The sequence below is a fragment of the Moorena sp. SIO4E2 genome (genome assembly GCF_010671945.1).
In the GTDB taxonomy this organism is placed as follows: Bacteria; Cyanobacteriota; Cyanobacteriia; order Cyanobacteriales; family Coleofasciculaceae; genus Moorena; species Moorena producens.
This window is the reverse complement of record NZ_JAAHIE010000117.1, coordinates 1-16,324: the sequence shown is the minus strand read 5'-3', so window position 1 is coordinate 16,324 and position 16,324 is coordinate 1. Positions and strand designations below refer to the sequence as shown.

The 16,324-nt window shown below is 42.5% G+C and carries 13 protein-coding genes and 2 pseudogenes; 10 read left to right on the top strand and 5 right to left on the bottom strand.

Translation table 11 applies throughout. The features are described from left to right. Window positions 1–176 precede the first annotated feature (176 nt). The 3 genes and pseudogenes from F6K37_RS14785 to F6K37_RS14775 all read left to right on the top strand — a co-directional run bounded on the left by F6K37_RS14785 (window position 177) and on the right by F6K37_RS14775 (window position 1,515). A complete protein-coding gene (locus tag F6K37_RS14785) occupies window positions 177–539 on the top strand; it encodes a hypothetical protein (protein ID WP_287250964.1) in 363 nt (120 codons plus the stop codon). Further along, a pseudogene (locus F6K37_RS14780) lies at window positions 499–831 on the top strand (transposase); the annotation flags it as partial. The gene F6K37_RS14785 and the pseudogene F6K37_RS14780, both read left to right, overlap by 41 nt. A 546-nt stretch (window positions 832–1,377) precedes the next feature. Then, entirely contained in the window at window positions 1,378–1,515 is a 138-nt protein-coding gene (locus F6K37_RS14775) for a hypothetical protein (RefSeq protein WP_287250963.1), read from the top strand. On the opposite strand, the pseudogene F6K37_RS14770 reads toward F6K37_RS14775, so the two are convergent. Continuing rightward, window positions 1,516–1,659: pseudogene (locus F6K37_RS14770) on the bottom strand (IS1 family transposase); the annotation flags it as partial. It abuts the gene before it with no gap. Between the two features lie 599 nt (window positions 1,660–2,258). Beyond that, window positions 2,259–2,828, bottom strand: a complete 570-nt coding sequence (locus tag F6K37_RS14765; RefSeq protein WP_287250961.1) for an ISAs1 family transposase — start codon at window positions 2,826–2,828, stop codon at window positions 2,259–2,261. 651 nt (window positions 2,829–3,479) lie between these two features. On the opposite strand from F6K37_RS14765, the gene F6K37_RS14760 reads away from it, so the two are divergent. From F6K37_RS14760 to F6K37_RS14745, 4 genes are all read left to right on the top strand, one after another. Next, entirely contained in the window at window positions 3,480–3,896 is a 417-nt protein-coding gene (locus F6K37_RS14760) for a helix-turn-helix domain-containing protein (protein ID WP_008180461.1), read from the top strand. Next, window positions 3,884–4,009, top strand: coding sequence for a hypothetical protein (locus F6K37_RS14755; RefSeq protein WP_267871993.1), 126 nt, complete (start codon window positions 3,884–3,886; stop codon window positions 4,007–4,009). The genes F6K37_RS14760 and F6K37_RS14755 overlap by 13 nt, the downstream gene beginning before the upstream one ends. Before the next feature lie 43 nt (window positions 4,010–4,052). Then, entirely contained in the window at window positions 4,053–4,292 is a 240-nt protein-coding gene (locus tag F6K37_RS14750) for a hypothetical protein (RefSeq protein ID WP_008180463.1), read from the top strand. Window positions 4,293–4,641: 349 nt separating this feature from the next. Then, window positions 4,642–6,423, top strand: a complete 1,782-nt coding sequence (locus F6K37_RS14745) for an ABC1 kinase family protein (protein ID WP_287250960.1) — start codon at window positions 4,642–4,644, stop codon at window positions 6,421–6,423. A 195-nt stretch (window positions 6,424–6,618) separates the two neighbouring features. Here the strand turns inward: F6K37_RS14745 and F6K37_RS14740 are convergent, their stop codons facing one another. After that, window positions 6,619–6,825: a hypothetical protein gene (locus F6K37_RS14740; protein WP_287250959.1), complete on the bottom strand. Its 207-nt coding sequence runs from the start codon at window positions 6,823–6,825 to the stop codon at window positions 6,619–6,621. Between the two features lie 149 nt (window positions 6,826–6,974). On the opposite strand from F6K37_RS14740, the gene F6K37_RS14735 reads away from it, so the two are divergent. After that, entirely contained in the window at window positions 6,975–7,103 is a 129-nt protein-coding gene (locus F6K37_RS14735; RefSeq protein WP_287250958.1) for a hypothetical protein, read from the top strand. A gap of 18 nt (window positions 7,104–7,121) precedes the next feature. On the opposite strand, the gene F6K37_RS14730 is transcribed toward F6K37_RS14735, so the two are convergent. Both F6K37_RS14730 and F6K37_RS14725 read right to left on the bottom strand, forming a co-directional pair. Beyond that, window positions 7,122–12,113: a WD40 domain-containing protein gene (locus F6K37_RS14730; RefSeq protein WP_287250957.1), complete on the bottom strand. Its 4,992-nt coding sequence runs from the start codon at window positions 12,111–12,113 to the stop codon at window positions 7,122–7,124. 376 nt (window positions 12,114–12,489) lie between these two features. Beyond that, window positions 12,490–13,791: a P-loop NTPase family protein gene (locus F6K37_RS14725; protein ID WP_287250955.1), complete on the bottom strand. Its 1,302-nt coding sequence runs from the start codon at window positions 13,789–13,791 to the stop codon at window positions 12,490–12,492. Between the two features lie 438 nt (window positions 13,792–14,229). On the opposite strand from F6K37_RS14725, the gene F6K37_RS14720 reads away from it, so the two are divergent. Together F6K37_RS14720 and F6K37_RS14715 are read left to right on the top strand one after the other, a co-directional pair. After that, entirely contained in the window at window positions 14,230–15,255 is a 1,026-nt protein-coding gene (locus F6K37_RS14720; protein ID WP_287250954.1) for a FliH/SctL family protein, read from the top strand. A 123-nt stretch (window positions 15,256–15,378) separates the two neighbouring features. Beyond that, window positions 15,379–16,308 carry an RpnC/YadD family protein gene (locus F6K37_RS14715; protein WP_287250952.1) on the top strand — a complete coding sequence of 310 codons (930 nt, stop codon included), beginning with the start codon at window positions 15,379–15,381 and terminating at the stop codon, window positions 16,306–16,308. The last annotated feature ends 16 nt before the right edge of the window (window positions 16,309–16,324 follow it).

The window sequence follows — 16,324 nt, the reverse complement described above, 5'->3', positions numbered from 1 at the left end:
CGTGGCGAATTTAATTCGCCACGGTCAAGCGCACCTGAAGTAACTTATGGGCTGAAATTATTATCCAGTAAGGATTTAAGCTTGTATGTCACCCCCCCAGCGTGAGTAGGGAAAGTGCATCATTTCATAAGTAGGTCGTGCCAGAAAAAAGGAGGTATGTTACAAATTCTAAAGTGTTGCCGAAGAAAGGAGTCAGAGGTATGGGAGCCAGACTGAGAGTGTTTCTCACCCAAGAAGAAGAAAGAACGCTCACCGGAGTTGAGGAGGGCCACCACCGTCAGTTAACGATTCAAAGATTGGCCGTAGGCCACGCTACGCGATCGAGCAGAAGCGATTCATTTAAGTCATCAAGGCGCTTTATGTTGAACAGATTTCCACTCACCTGCACTCGACAGCTAAAACGGTTAGGAAGACACGCTTTCGCCTGGAAAACGAAAGGTAGGGTATACTACAGATTTTACATAGTTTTAACGTCGTTATGCTTAAGGGTACGCCCCCATGAAAGAAACAACCCCAGCAGCAATGCCTCCCTGTTTTAACAAAGGTGAGTGTAAGTTCGATGATTTATTGAGGAATTAGCCGAAGAAAAGAGAGTAAGGAAACTACATAGAGGGATTATTGGGAGAAAGTCAACGAAAAAATCTATCTCAGATAGCGAGAGACTCCGTAGAGGTAACTTACCACAGAATACACCATTTTCTGACCGAAGCACCTTGGGAGGCAGAGCAAATAAATGGACGTCGTTTAGAGGTGATGAACAAATGTACTCAAACCAAATTAGCCAGGGGATTTAGTCTGTCAACGGTAGGACGACTATTCCCAGGTAATTTCTGGTATTTGCTCGCAAAAGCTGTAAGTGTATCCATCTTTTCTGTGGACTCTTATCAGGTTTTTGACGTGCAAGCTTATTGCCTTTTTCCCCGGGACTGTGTAATTGAAAGAGTTACTTTTGCTTCTGGGGTTAACTCTTCCGAACTCCCCAGTCAGGAGGTTTTTGGCTATATCTCCACTACACCAACCTTTGTTCGCGCAGCGTGGCCTACGGCCAATCGGCTTTAATGGGTTGTGTCTGATGGGATAGCCATACTTGTTGAGTGCTGCTTTTTGCCTACCTCCTTGGCCAAAACAAGTTACTAACAGTGGTTGGTTTGTCCTTAACTGCAAGGCTTCAAGATCTCCGACACAGGCGGCATCAATCCAATGCTCCTTAGGAAAGCCCAGCTTAGTCCGGTTGTACTTGGTCTGCGCACCCGTTCCAGCAACCACGGGCTTTATCTTTTGAAGTACTTTCACTAACTTATTATACATCTCCATAATACTATAAAATTCTAAAAATAGAGTATAATGGACGTAAATATCCATAGATAAGCGGAAAGAATGAGTAATTATACTTGGGATTATATTCAAAAACATCCTAAACAAACCAAAGGATTATTAGGAATTGATTATGATCAATTAACAAAACTGATAAAACCAGGAAAGTTTGGTAGTGATAAACATTTAGTGATCGCCTAATCAAACCGACAAACATTGATTATAGTGATGAATAAAATTCCAAATAGCTCCTAAGTGATTTTCTAATTTTTTTGAAAATGACAAAGTTTTTATTACCAGACGACTAATCCTTTGTCTTAAGGTATTATTTAATCTTTCAATATTTTCAATATGATTAGTTTTAGCAGGGTAATCGCATCTTAGTAGAGTTCTAAAAATACAGTAACCTGACCTAAAATTTGACTGTATAATTGCTGATTATACCCTGATCAAAGTTTTAAGATCTCGTTTGTTTGTACCAGGAGTGTTAGTAAACACTCCTGGAGCCTAACCGGATTCGGTTAATAGATTCAGCCCATCACCTCCTTTTATGGCTCTTCAACAATCTTGCATCACCCTCAAAAAATGCATCACTTCGCCGCACTGGCGGCCAGGATTTTGATGATAGAGTCATTATCCATCCCCGCCCTATAACGCTTCATTTTCAGACAAGGCGCGGGAGGGTTCGCGATCCACGCAGGTTAACACTCAGGCGGCGCAACAGCCCTAGATTTTCGCTTCTCATAGCCCTGGCGAACCCGACTGGCAACTTCTTTAATATTGACATCTTGGACCCAATGTAGACCATGTTCAACACCCCAATGGGAGCGAATCACCCGGTTGTGTTGCTGGCCATCTGGTTCCAGGGCACTGAGGTAAAACTGAGTCTGTGTGGTGGCGCATGTTCCATAACTGTCGCCTTCGCTTCACCATCACCACGCTGGTTAAACCAAGCCAGGTGTGTTTGCCGATGCAACGGGGGTAGTTGACTCACAGGCACCGCCCACACCTGACGGGTTTAATGGCGGTGATGCCCGGCCTCGACCGTTTCGTGGCAACTCAATTTCTACCCTTGCCAGTTCTGGTCTTCGGCCTCGCGCAAACCACTCTTCCACCTGCTGAGGGGGCTTGCCCTGGTTACCCTTGAGCGCCAGGACATACTCCCCACCGGCTTCCTTAATTTGTCGGGCAATGTCGGTTTGGGTTCCCATGGCATCAAGAGTCACGACCGCTCCAAAGAGGTTAAGCAATTTCAGTAGCAGTGGTACCGCTGTAATTTGATTAGATTTGCTCTCAACTTTTTGTTGTGCCAACACCAGCTGATGTTCACACCGCGACCGGCGCTCACACGCTCGCTGCGCTTTGAGGTGGTTCTCCCGCTCATAGGAGCCAATGGCTGTCTTGCCGTCAATATGAATGAGTTGAATATCTAAGCTCTCGGTGATGCTGCGCACCCAACAAAGGCAAGCAAGTTTCGAGTTCCTGGGGATCTTGAAGGCCAAATACACGACCATTGGTATCGTGGGATGGTATCCCGTGGGGCAAATCTAAACATGTCTTGGGGCCACTCAAGTTTTGCGTGTTCCTTAGGTTTCGATAGCCACAAACCCATCCGCTCCCGCAATCACGGCCAAAATTGCAATGGTAACCATCGCTACAAGATTATGGTCCGTTCTGCTACCCACACGGGGTACCGACCGATGCTGAAAATGATTGAGTACACTCTTTTTCAGGATCTGAGCCTCACGCTGATTATGATTGTTAAGAACGGGTCTGCCAAAACCTTTTGCCATGATTCGTGACTAGAAAATACAACCCTTTACACATCAATGGTTACCCTTGATGAGAGATGAAGGACTAGTTCATGCAACCGGTTTTTTGTCAAGTACAATTTATACCAAATTAGATGCGATTACCCTGGACCACTTCACCATTTTCTAGTCCTAACAAGCTCAAATAATGCTATATCTAGGAAGACTTAATTTAGCTGCGATTACCCTGGGGTTTATGGGTACAGCAAAAACAGCATCGAACTACAAACTGCTACAAAGATTCTTCCGAGACTTTGAGCTGGACTATACCAATCCTAAATGAATTTGGAGAAAAGAGTGCTGTAATGGGTTATAATTTAAAGTGTATTGGTGTAATGAATATATATTAATATTATGACCCTGGAAGAATTAATGGCCAGTAATCGGGATCCCATAGAACTCAAACGAGCAATAGCGATGAAGATGCGCCTTCAAGGTCTCAAGCATCGGGAAATTCAACCAGTATTGGGAGTTCAGTCAAGCTATATAAGTCGTTGGGAACGTCGCAATCGTGAGCAAGGAGTGAAAGGTTTAGAACTAGCCTATAAAGAGAGTTTAGGATATTTAAAGCACTCACAGTCAACAGAAGTAATCCAGCGGATTAAATCTAAAACCCAAACAACTGTATGGGAGGTAATGGACTACATCGAACAGAGTTATGGTGTAGTGTATTGCTCATTACAAAGCTATTACGAATTACTCAAAAAAGCTGGGATGAGTTGGCATAAAGGTAAAAAAGCGATGCAGAGGTGCGACCCGTGGCGAATTTAATTCGCCTACGGAAAACGCACCATTACGGTCTTGGGGGTTTCCCCCACTCGCTATTGCATCAAGACAAAGTCCCAGATAAAATAGCTCTGTGGTGGAGGAACAAAACCAGATGATCGCCGATTGGTTCCTCACCCATGATCAAGACATTAGTTAATCATGGTGAGCAAAAGGAATAGTGAGCAAAAGGAAGTTCACTGTCTCAGATTTGCTCCCTATGCACCAGGAGAAAATCCCATTGAAAATATTTGGGGGCATATCAAGCAACTTTTACGCCATATCCATCTATGGTGTCGCTCTTTCACCATTACAAATAAACTCTTTGAATTATTTATTGAGTATCATTTATTCACTATGCCTGATTTAAGTACTTATGAGGCTTTCTCTGATATCATTTAGGATTGGTATATAATGGTATCAACAGCACTAGGCACATATTTTTGCACCAGGTTATGTTTTTTTTTGAACTTTGAACTTTGTAATTTTCTGAATCTCCTTCAAGGAAAAATTGATATTATTATATCGTTGGTAATTATTTTGATGTTGATCAGTTTCTTTATTTATGTCTGCCAATACCGCAAACTCATCCAAGATGCACTGCAGTACTTTTTAAAGAGTAACAGTTTCAGTAGCGAAACTATCGTGGACTGCCTAAAACTAGTTTTTGATCAGGCTACATTCAGGATTTCATGATAGGAGGACTACCAGAGATCAATGATTATTATTGAAATTTATTTTTGCCTGCTATATGATCAATAAAAAAGATATTCCTACTCCTATTATTGATAACAAACAACGAAAAAAAGTTAAAATAGCTGAAAACTTTAAAATTCGTCGTTTTCCTGCTATCTACATTATCCAACGATTTATTATTTACTATTTAGGTATACAACGTCGCAGAATTACAAATAAGCCAGACATACAAAAGACTGCGAACGAGCTGCGTGATATCTTTCAAGATTTGGGAGGCTTCTGGGTAAAAACGGGTCAGTTGTTAGCATTGCGGACCGATCTTTTCCCAGAAGAGGTTTGTGAGCAGTTATTACGTCTTCAGTTTGAAGCCATTGGATTTCCTATGGCTTTAGTTAGATCAACAATTGAGTCAGAGCTAGGAGCACCCCTAGAAAAAATATTTGAAGATTTTGATGAGACTCCTTTGGCAGCTGCATCAATTGGTCAGGTTCATCGAGCAACGTTGCGAAGGAAAAGAAAAAATGTTCCGGTAGTCGTTAAAATTCAACGTCCAAATCTAGAAGAAGCGTTCAAGCGAGATTTGGATTTAATTAAAGTCATTGCCAAACTGTTAATTGCTTTTAATGTTTTGAGTTACCTACGTTTAGATGAAGCAGTATCGGAGTTAGAGAAAATTTTTAATGAGGAATTAGATTATCGCTATGAAGCATCTAATACTCGTAAGATGAGAAAAACACTAAAATCCCATAAAATATATGTTCCAAAGATTTATGACAAATATTCTAAACGTCGAGTTTTAGTTATGGAATATATCGATGGGGTTCTTGCCTCTGATTATATTAAAGTATTTGCTAGGGATCCCGTCAGAGCCTCTCAATGGGAGGATGAAAATGACTGTGATACTGAAAAAGTAGGTGAAAAGATGTTTATTTCATTGCTTCGACAAGTATTTGAAGATAACTTGTACCATGGAGATCTACATCCAGGCAATATTATTTTATTGCGTCGGAGCAAAGTCGCATTCATTGACATGGGTAGCGTGGGATCCCTGGATAGAGATTTGAGGGAAACTTATAATGAGTATACGAATGCATTGACAAATGGAGATTTTGGCAAAGCGAGTGATTATATCTTGCGGTTGGCTGTTGATATTCCCAGAGTTAATATACCTAGAGTCAGGGCAGAGATGTCGCGTGCTATAGATTTTTGGTCCTCCAAAGCCCAACTTAAAGGGATAGAGTATAAAGAAAAGTCTTTTGGTGGGGCAACGGCTGAATTATCTAAAGTGATTGCCAGATATGGTATCCCAAATAATTGGACTTTTCTCAAAGTGACTCGATCTTTTTTAACTCTAGATGGTACAATGCAGTACCTATTACCTGACTTTGATTTCTTCAAGACATCTAGAAAATATAATCGCCAGGCAGATCGACGTGCTCTCAAACAAAGTTTAGAGCCAAAAAGTATTAGAACTTCGATTAACCAGTTCTTTGACACTATTAGCGAGTACAATAACCTGATTTTACCTGAGTTGCGACAACGAACCATCGCATTTGAGTTAACCAGTAATATTTTTGCACTGTTACTGGTAGTAGGTTTGCGTTCTCTCGCATATTTACTCCTAATAACTGAAGCAGTTGTAGTTTATAGTTTCCTTTATCAACATTATTTTAAGGCGATTGAACCTATTCATACTCAATGGGCTGACGAGTTTGTTCAACAAATTCCCCATCTTCCATATCTGGAATGGATTGGTATTTTTATACTGATTGGCCTCAGTGCTAGAACACTGCTTGCGGGAGCAAAAATTCTGGAGCGTAAAGACTTTCCTCAATAGGTAAGGGGGTAGTTAAAATGTAAGGATTCAGGTCTGGCGTCATCAAGTTATTAGGGGATGAAAGGCTTCGTCCCCAATGAATGCACCGAATACCTTGATTGTTCGGCCTTTGGCTTGTAAGCATTCAGCCATCAGCCGTCAGCAGTCAGGCTAAGGCTCACGCTGCTTGAGGTGCTTATTTTATTCAAAAGCACCTCAAGGAGATTCATCTACATGCACCATTAGCTGTCCTTTCACCCATTCCCGCAAGCGGTCAACGCTACCTTTGACCGCTTCTGCCATTCTGGCATTGGTAGCGACCAAAGTTCCCACTCCTACTTCAATGGCACCCAGTTCCCGCAGCAGTTCTTGCTGCAACTCAATCGGAAAGATGCCCGTAGTGCGATCGCGAAGCGTGACCAAAGGTCAATCGCGTTTTAGTGAAGCCTCGACAAACAGTGCGATCGCACCTCAAGCAGCGTCGGCAATGCCTATAGCGTGACCAAAGGTCAATCGCGTTTTACTTGATGCCTCTAAAAAGAGTGCATTCGCGTTTTAGTAGTTGATGTAGGGTGGGCAGTGCTTTCGACCGATTCATGTGGTTAGCAATCGCCAAAGTAGGCACTGCCCACCAACGGATTAATCACAATCGGACCAGTGCGATCGCACCTCAAGCAGCGTCGGCAATGCCTATAGCGTGACCAAAGGTCAATCGCGTTTTACTTGATGCCTCTACAAAGAGTGCGATCGCTTAATCTTACATTCGGGTTATACCTTAGATAATCCCCAGCCCAATCGCAACCACGTCGCAGTAGCTCATCTAGACTACTTAGAGCTAGATCGATATTCCATAACATTACAGTTTTATCCTCACTAGCCGTAGCAAGAGTCTTGCCGTCAGGGCTGAAGCTAACACTATTGATCGCAGCACCACTACTCTTGAGGGTTTGGAGTACTTTACCCTCCGGAAGACTCCAGAGTTTGACTGTCCCGTCACTACTACCACTGGCAAGTATGGTACCGTAGGGGATAAAACTGAGGCTATTGACTACACCACTATGTCCCTTAAGAGTTGCCAGTTGTTGACCTTGCAAATTCCAAAGTTTAATAGTTCCATCCAGACTCGCGGTAGCAAGGGTCTGACCGTCACGGCTAAAGCTGAGGCTAATCACCGCAGCACTATGCCCCTTGAGAGTTTCAAGTTCTTCACCGCTCAAATTCCAGAGTTTAAGGGTTCCATCCTTACTAGCAGTAGCGAGGATTTTGCCATTAGGGCTGAACTTGACACTGTCAAAATCATCGTTATGTCCCTTGAGAGTTGCCAGTTGTTGACCTATTAAATTCCAGAGTTTTACGGTTCCATCGTTACTAGCACTGGCAAATAATTGTGCATCAGGGCTGAAACTGACGCTGTAAACACTAGCTTTATGGGCATCAATAGTTTTGATTAGTTTACCCTCCAGACTCCATAGCTTTACCGTTCCATCCAAACCAGCACTGGCAAGGAATTTCCCATCAGGGCTGAAACTAAAACTTATGATTGGATTTTGATTTTCTTCTAAGGTCTTCACTAGTGTACCGTCTAGTTTCCAGAGTTTGACACTTCCATCCAAACCAAGACTGGCAATGACATTATCATCAGGGCTGAAACTAAGACTTATGACTGCACCTTGATGTCCTTCTAAGGTACTGACTAGTGTACCGTCTCGTTCCCATACTTTAACAGTTCCATCGAAGCTAGCAGTGGCAATTGTGCGACCATCGGGACTAAAGCTGACGCTATCAACCACAGCCTTATGTCCAAATAGGGTTTGGGTTTTGAGATCATAGTCCTCAACGCTCCAGAGTCTGACGGTCAAGTCTCTGCTGGCGGTGGCTAAAATTTTGCCATCGGGACTAAAGCTCATAATTGCAATCCCTCTCTTATGACCCCGCAAGATTTGGAGTTCCTGACCTTCCCGACTCCAAAGCTTAACAGTTCCATCTAAACTGCCAGTGGCAATTGTCTGACCATCAAGACTGAAGCTAACGCTGTTGATTGTGGCACCAGAACTCTGGAAAGTAAGAATTTCCTTTCCTTGAAGATTCCAAAGTCTAACAGCTCCATCCAGACTAGCAGTGGCAAGGGTCTGACCATCAGGGCTAAAACTGATACTTGTAACATCAGCTTTATGCCCCATAAAGGTTTGCCCAATTCGGTTGCCTTGTTTGTCCCACAATCTTACTATTCCGTTGCTACTACCACTGGCAATCACCTTACCGTCAGGACTGAAACTGAGACTCGTAATACTAGCGTTCTGTATTGCAAAGGGTTGCCCAATTGGGTTGCCCTGTCTGTCCCACAATCTTACTATTCCGCCGCGACTACCACTGACAATCACCTGACCGTCCCGGCTGAAACCGATACTTGTAACCTCAGTTTCATGCCCCTGGAGGGTGTGTCGTAATTGACCGTCTATACTCCAGAGTTTGACGGTGCCATCAGCACTGCCAGTGGCAAGGATTTCACCATCACGACTAACACTGACGCTATTGACTGTATCTGTATGCCCTGGGAGAACGGTTAGTATTTCATCATCTCCCCTCCAAAGTTTGACCGTACTATCAGCAATGCTAGTGGCAAGGATTTCACCATCAGGACTGAAAGTGACGCTATTAACCCAACTGTCATAACCTTCCAAACGATTGCGCTCTCTGACTCCATAAAGGGCTTGCTGTAATGCAGCTAAAGTCTGAGTGCGGGTATTGGTTCCTACTGCGATTGCTGACTTAAGTTGTGTTCCTGCCTTTAAAGCTAATATGAGTGGATCAAGTGACTCCCTATTTCTGTTAAATAGGGCTTCTGAGGATTGAGCAAGAGCAAGAGTCTTTAGTATTTTAACTTGTCTCGCAAATAGTAGTCCGGTCAATAGTATTAATACTACCATAATAATCATTTTTTTGACAATTGATGCTCTAAATCGGCTTTTAAAAAACGCCTCTTCTAGTCTTAATTTACTTCGTTCCGCCTCTTTTCTTGCTAGTCTCTCCTGTTCCAATTCAGTGATTATTAAAGCTCCTGTCGATTGACGAATAATAGGAACAAGATAGTCGTGTACTAATTGATAGTGCGCAGTCGAAAATTCTGGCAAAAGTAAAACCAATCCTGAGTTGACGAAGATCTCTAATATTAAATCTAGGTTTTCTATCTCTCCTACTCCGAGATCGAATAAACCCGATCCTAACTCTGCCCTTGACTTGAGTGGTCGAGTGTTATTTTCATCTGTTAGGAGGTATAAAACTAGTCTTGCCTCACGTTCATTCCAATAACCACAGTCTTTAACAACTCCAGCTAAAAATCGCTCCAATAGCTTTTGTTTAGAACCGATTGCTTGATACTCAACCAGTTTATAAATTTTCTCTTCTTGTAATTGTAATCCCACAATCTGTAACTCAATGGGACGAACTTCACCTAGCTCTCCTGCTAAATCATTTACAAGTTGATTAATCAAAGCATTTTCCAAATACAAATGAAGTTTAGTTGTTACATGTTGTATAAACTTATCACTATTTTCTTGAGAAAAGTTTCCTAGATAATAAAGTATATCTTGGCTTAATATGTAATTGATAGTATCTATTTTTTTTGAACGTTGAAATTTTAAGAGATAGTGTAGATAGTCTTCCCTTAATGACAGAATCACTTGAGTATAAGGAATATAGTCAATTGCTGTTTTTAAAAATTCCAATAAAAGATTACGATCGACTATATCTGGGACAGCAACAAATAATTCTTCAAACTGATCAAAAATTAAAACTGTTAGTAAGTTTCGGTCACCATTTTCTTGCAACTGTTGCAAGATGCTAGTTACTGAATCTGCTTCAACAGAAAGACTAAGCCCTCTTGCTCTTAGTGCATTAACCAATAACTCGCCTAACTGCCTAACCCAGTCAGTATAGACTCGTATGGCAATTGGCAATACATCTCGTTGACCAATAGCTCTTTGCTTGAGAATTGGAACTAATCCTGCATAGATTAAGGAACTTTTTCCAACTCCAGATGGTCCATGAATAACAGTTAATTTACAACTAGTATTGCCAATTCTTTCGAGCAAATTATTGATATCTTGTTGTCTACCAGAAGCAATAATTTCATCTGCAACCATTTCCGGCTGCTCAAGGGCTGGAAGTTGAGACTTAGCTCTTCTGCGTTTTGGCTGTAATCTCCCTGTACCGATAAAAGCTCGCAAGCCAAACTGTTGCTCAATGGATATTCGTTCTTGTTTAACTCTAAAAGCAGCTAGATAGTCACCCTTTTCAAGGTATAATTCTCGCCAGCTTGCCAAAATCATAATATAAAGCTCTGGAGCATAATGGGCTGGAGTTTCTGCTTTAGCTATTTCGAGATACTTGATACTGTCTTGATACTTACAAAGACCTTTTTCTGCTCTTGCTAATAATAATAAATACCAAGCTTTATCAAAGGATTGAATCCCATCTAATTTTGCTTTTTGTTTGGATGAGGTTGCTGTTGATTCAGGCGACAAACTAGTTTTCAGGATGGAGAGTGCTTGCTCTGCTAATCCCTTAGCTTCAGTCCAAGCTAATTTATCTAAAGCCACCTCCGCCAGAAAACCATAATCTTTCGCTAACTCAATTGACTTACCATTGGCACTATGCAGTGTTAGAGACCTTTGGGCTAAGGTTTCCAAGTCTGCCCATCGTTGTAAGCGTTGCAAGACTCTGGCAAATTGAGTAATCAATCGGTTAGCTAAATCCTGATCAGATATCTGAGCTAAACTATCAACACATTGTTCAACTAAATTTTGTGGTTCAGGTTTTCCATAAGGACACAACCCGATATGAAATAAAACCATGCCTTGCCAATCGCAGCGGGTTAGTCTTTGCCATAGATCTAAGCTTTTATGAAAGTAACGTAAGGATTCTTCAAACTGTTGTTTAGCATAGTAATTGCGACCTACCATCAAGTAAAAACTAGCTTCTAACTCTGGTTCTATTTCCTGGTTGTGATGTTGTAAATCTTGCCAAGCTGACTCAAATTCTGATAGATCATCTATCCCCCGATTTAGCTCATACAAAAATTTTTCAGGATCAGAGTCTGGAAAGTTAGTCAATATCTCCTTGGCTTTTTGAGAGAGAGTATAGATTAATTCATAAGATAAGGAATCAGGAGGGGTTTGAAACTCCCTAGTTGTGCCCCAACTCTCCAAATCAGGAGCAACCCGAAGCAATTTGGTTTGAACCTGATCATTAATCCACAGCACTAGGGGGAAATGGAAATTTTTCCGAAACTCTTCCCGCACTCGGTTAGTGGCAGCCAGCAAGCTATCAATATCATCAACAGCCTCTAAGCCAAAGACCATCACAACCCCTGGCTGCTGATCACCTAATTCCTGCCGAATCTTGCTATAAAGTCTGCTATCAGACTTTTTTAGCACAACGTCGCGGATTTGAACAGAACAGGTTTCTCGGAGCCCCTCAGTCATTTGCTGCTGTACATAGGTATAGTTACAGTGTGCAAAAATCAGCGAAAATTGCCCCTGAGAAGCTTCAATTGCCCAAGCCAATCTTTGCAACGCACGGTCGTTGTAGGCAGCAACCTCTTTGGTTTTATCGGAGGCACTCATATATCGCAAAGGGAACAGGGAACAGGGAACAGGGAACAGGGAGCAGGGAGCAGGGAGCAGGGAGCAGGGAGCAGGGAGCGTAAGCATTCAGCATTCAGCAGTCAGCGGTCAGCTTATTTTATTCAAAAGCACCTCAAGGTGGCACAGGCTTCTAGCCTGTGGTGGCACAGGCTTCGACGCTGGCACTTTCCCCATAAACACCTCAATTAGTGTGAGCCTAGCCCATGAGCTGATAGCTGATAGCTGATAGCTGATAGCTGAATGCTTACCAGGGAGCAGGGAGCAGTAGGAAAGAGATCGAAACAGTTTTTGATGTTATAGCACTACGCATTAAGGTGTTTGACATTGATACAAGCAGCAAAAGCTGTTTTATTGAACTTTTGCCTTTTGCCTCTTGCCTCTTGCCTTGCGCGTAGCGCTATATAATAAATCAGCAATATTGTTCATAACCTATTTATAAATGCTATGGCTGTAGTTCCTTAGCTTCTGCTAAAATTGGATTAACATCAAACCAAGGTTCTTCTTGATCATAATACTCGTAAACAAAGCGACTGCGGATTAAGATTTGATATCCATCATCTCCAGTCACTTTCTTCTCCTTAGCTACTTTACCCAGTAAATCCCACTCATCATTAGTGATCGCTAAGACAAGTTTATGAAGCTGAGCCTTAATCATACGTTCTAGACCATTACGGGAAAGGGGTAGTTTTCCTTCCTCCATGATCCAATCATTGAGAAACCGGAGTAAATTCCGCACATGACCACCACTAGCACCACATAAACGGTCTAAGCTTTCAGCACTGTCAAAAATTGCTGTAATTTTACTCAGACGCTGGTTTGGCTCTAAATCTGGAAAAGCTCTTGCCAGCACCATCTGTCGCAGCAGTGCTATTCCTTTTTCATGTTTGCTACCGTTGCGTAAATGCACAGGTACCATTGGTAGGACTTCGGGGTCGGTCATAAACCGTTCAGTCACCATCCCAAAGTCATTGGAAAAGCGCAGTGACAATGGAATAGTGTAAACCACGTGACAGCTCAGTCCCCGCAACTGTGCCCCTCGATCCGCAAACAAATATTCTGGCTGAAGACGACCAAAGGGCTTTTGAATAGAGTCCACCCGGTCAAGGCTATCAACAATAACTACTAGTCCCTTTTTCCCGGTCTGTTTCAATTTATTGATAGCAGGCTCTAGCACCTCCTGATTAATTGCCTCAATAAGTCCATTGGTTCGAGGCTCTAGATATCCTCTCAACTTATCCCGCTGCTTAGGGCTAGCTTTGGCTTGACTGGTAATGGTGGCAATCCCTACAGAGAATTCTACCTCCGATAGCTCCATCGGTGTTTGTAAGATATCTTTGACTTCGCCGAATAACCTCTGGAAGTACCCTGGTTGAAGGCTAATGCCAGCGTCTTCCAGACTTTCACTGACTCGACGAGCGATCGCCAGTAAAATATCGCTAATATCAACATCGCTCATTTCCAAGTCTTGATCTGACTCAAAGTAAACCACATGAAATCCTGACCGTTCTAAATCCACCTTTAACCTGAGCAACTCCGTAGACTTGCCGCAGCCAATATGCCCAGTAAACAGTTCACAAGTAGGCTGATTTGGTGAAAAGATAGCAATCTTTTTTCTAAGTTTTTCAATAATCTGACCGCCGCGTACTGAAGAGAAATCAATGTAATACTTGCGATCATCCTCATTGTCCACCGCTAAGGTTTTACTGGGGTTGGTAGCTCGATAAAACGTTTGTAAATCGGTCATCTTACTTATTAGTTATTTTGCCCCTATTCTGTACCAAGCTGCGGTTGGAACATGGAACGGTTCATCCGAGCTGGCCTTATGCACCCACTTTACCTTAGTCACTATTATATAGCAGTTCTAAATTTGGTGATGTACTTTCGTTCTAGGTTTTAGGGAGCAGGGAGCAGGGAGCAGGGAGCAGGTAACAAGGAACAGGGAACAGGTAAGAGTAGGAAATAATTCCGATAAATTTTTGTAATGATGCTAAATAAGCCTTAAAATTTAGGCTCAGTTTTTAAAAACTGATTCCAGTTTTTTGATTAAACAAAATTACTAATTATCGGTTATAATAATTGTGAGTTACAGATGATTTTTTACTATTCCCTGTTCTCGATTTCCTCTTCTATGTTCCCTGTTCCCTATTCCCTGTTCCCTTTGCTATAGTTTTTAGGCTGTTCCATGACCAGAAATGTCCATGACCAATTTGCCAAACAATGTCTTAAAGAACTCCTCGACCCCCTGGGGAAAGTGGAAACGAGCTGGAAAGTGCCTGGGGAAGTTCAAGAAATTGATGTTTACTTTTTGCCATCTCAGCCACTAACCACCAATGGACAAAGCCTGGGATTACTCGGAAAACTGGCCACAACCCCTGCTATTTTTGAACCGTTCCGCAACCCAGTTAGTAAATTTGAGGTGCTCAGTTGTATCGGTAAACTCATCCAGGTTCATGGTCAAGTTTTCCGTCAGGCTAAGCGCACTAATGCCCAAGTTAGGGTCACCCAACTGCCTCGTTTATGGATTCTCTCCCCAACCGCTTCCGAAGAGTTTTTAGAAAGCTTCAATTTCCAAGCAGATCTAGTTAATTATCCCAGGGGGATGTACTTTCTGGGGAAATCCTTGTATACGGCGATTGTAGCGATTCACCAACTACCAGTGACCCCGGAAACCTTATGGTTGAGAATTCTCGGTAGAGGTAGAGTGCAACAGCAAGCGATTGAGGAATTGAAATCCCTACCAAACGGCAGTCAGCACAAAGACAATATCCTAGAATTAGTATATGACATGCTGGCGATATTACAGGCACGTATCAAACAAAATCAAGACCTAGAAGAAGATGAGAGGGAGTTAATCATGCAATTATCTCAGATATATCAACAACGACTGGAATTGGCTACCGAGCTTGGCAAACAAGAAGGACTAGTCCAAGGCAAACAAGAGGGACTAGTCCAGGGCAAACAAGAGGGACTAGTCCAGGGCAAACAAGAGGGACTAGTCCAGGGCAAACAAGAAGGACTAGTCCAAGGTAGGCAAAACGAACGCCGTAGTATGGTCACTTACTTATTGCGTAGCCGTTTTGGTGAACTAGACCAGGAACTGCTGGGAATTATTGAGCCATTGATGGCACTCTCTCCAGAAGAATTTACCCCCCTACTATTACAATTATCTCGACTAGAATTATTGACTCGATTTGGAGAGCGAAATTAATAGAGGCTGTGGTTATTAATCCCCAATGTCGTGCCGGTTGACTAGCTCGTGGAGACGGAGTTTTTGCTGACTAATTAAATAGTAATTAAAGACTAATTAAATCAATAGTTCTGAGGGTGTTCCATGACCAGAAACGTCCATGACCAATTTGCCAAACAATGTCTTAAAGAACTCCTCGACCCCCTGGGGAAAGTAGAAACGAGCTGGAAAGTGCCTGGGGAAGTTCAAGAAATTGATGTTTACTTTTTGCCATCCCAGCCACTAACCACTAATGGACAAAGCCTAGGATTACTGGGGAAACTGGCCACAACTCCTGCTATTTTTGAACCGTTCCGCAACCCAGTTACTAAATTTGAGGTGCTCAGTTGTATCGGTAAACTGATCCAGGTTCATGGTCAACTTTTCCGTCAGGCTAAGCGCACTAATGCCCAAGTTAGGGTCACCCAACTGCCTCGTTTATGGATTCTCTCCCCAACGGCTTCCGAAGAGTTTTTAGAAAGCTTCCATGCTCAACCAGATCTAGTTAATTATCCCAGGGGTATGTACTTTCTGGGTAAATCCTTGTATACCGCCATTGTGGCGATTCACCAACTGCCGGTTACTCCGGAAACGTTATGGTTGAGAATTCTCGGTAGAGGTAGAGTGCAACAGTACGCGATTGAGGAGTTGAAATCCCTACCCAGCGGGAGTCAGTACAAAGACAATATCCTAGAATTAGTATATGACATGCTGGCAATATTAGAGGCACGTATCAAACAAAATCAAGACCTAGAAGAAGATGAGAGGGAGTTAATCATGCAATTATCTCAGATATATCAACAACGACTGGAATTAGCTACCGAGCTTGGCAAACAAGAGGGACTAGTCCAGGGCAAGCAAAACGAACGCCGTAGTATGGTCACTTACTTATTGCGTAGCCGTTTTGGTGAACTAGACCAGGAACTGCTGGCAATCATTGAGCCATTGATGGTACTCTCTCCAGAAGAATTTACCCCCCTACTATTACAATTGTCTCGACTAGAATTATTGACTCGATTTGGAGAGCGAACATAGTCGCTAGGGAGTATGA

Bases quoted from the DNA above. Each gene is read 5' to 3' on its own strand.
- F6K37_RS14775 (WP_287250963.1), top strand. From the start codon at position 1,378: ATGAGTAATTATACTTGGGATTATATTCAAAAACATCCTAAACAAACC.
- F6K37_RS14765 (WP_287250961.1), bottom strand. From the start codon at position 2,828: ATGGTCGTGTATTTGGCCTTCAAGATCCCCAGGAACTCGAAACTTGCT.
- F6K37_RS14760 (WP_008180461.1), top strand. From the start codon at position 3,480: ATGACCCTGGAAGAATTAATGGCCAGTAATCGGGATCCCATAGAACTC.
- F6K37_RS14750 (WP_008180463.1), top strand. From the start codon at position 4,053: ATGGTGAGCAAAAGGAATAGTGAGCAAAAGGAAGTTCACTGTCTCAGA.
- F6K37_RS14745 (WP_287250960.1), top strand. From the start codon at position 4,642: ATGATCAATAAAAAAGATATTCCTACTCCTATTATTGATAACAAACAA.
- F6K37_RS14730 (WP_287250957.1), bottom strand. From the start codon at position 12,113: ATGCTTACGCTCCCTGCTCCCTGCTCCCTGCTCCCTGCTCCCTGCTCC.
- F6K37_RS14725 (WP_287250955.1), bottom strand. From the start codon at position 13,791: ATGACCGATTTACAAACGTTTTATCGAGCTACCAACCCCAGTAAAACC.
- F6K37_RS14720 (WP_287250954.1), top strand. From the start codon at position 14,230: ATGACCAGAAATGTCCATGACCAATTTGCCAAACAATGTCTTAAAGAA.
- F6K37_RS14715 (WP_287250952.1), top strand. From the start codon at position 15,379: ATGACCAGAAACGTCCATGACCAATTTGCCAAACAATGTCTTAAAGAA.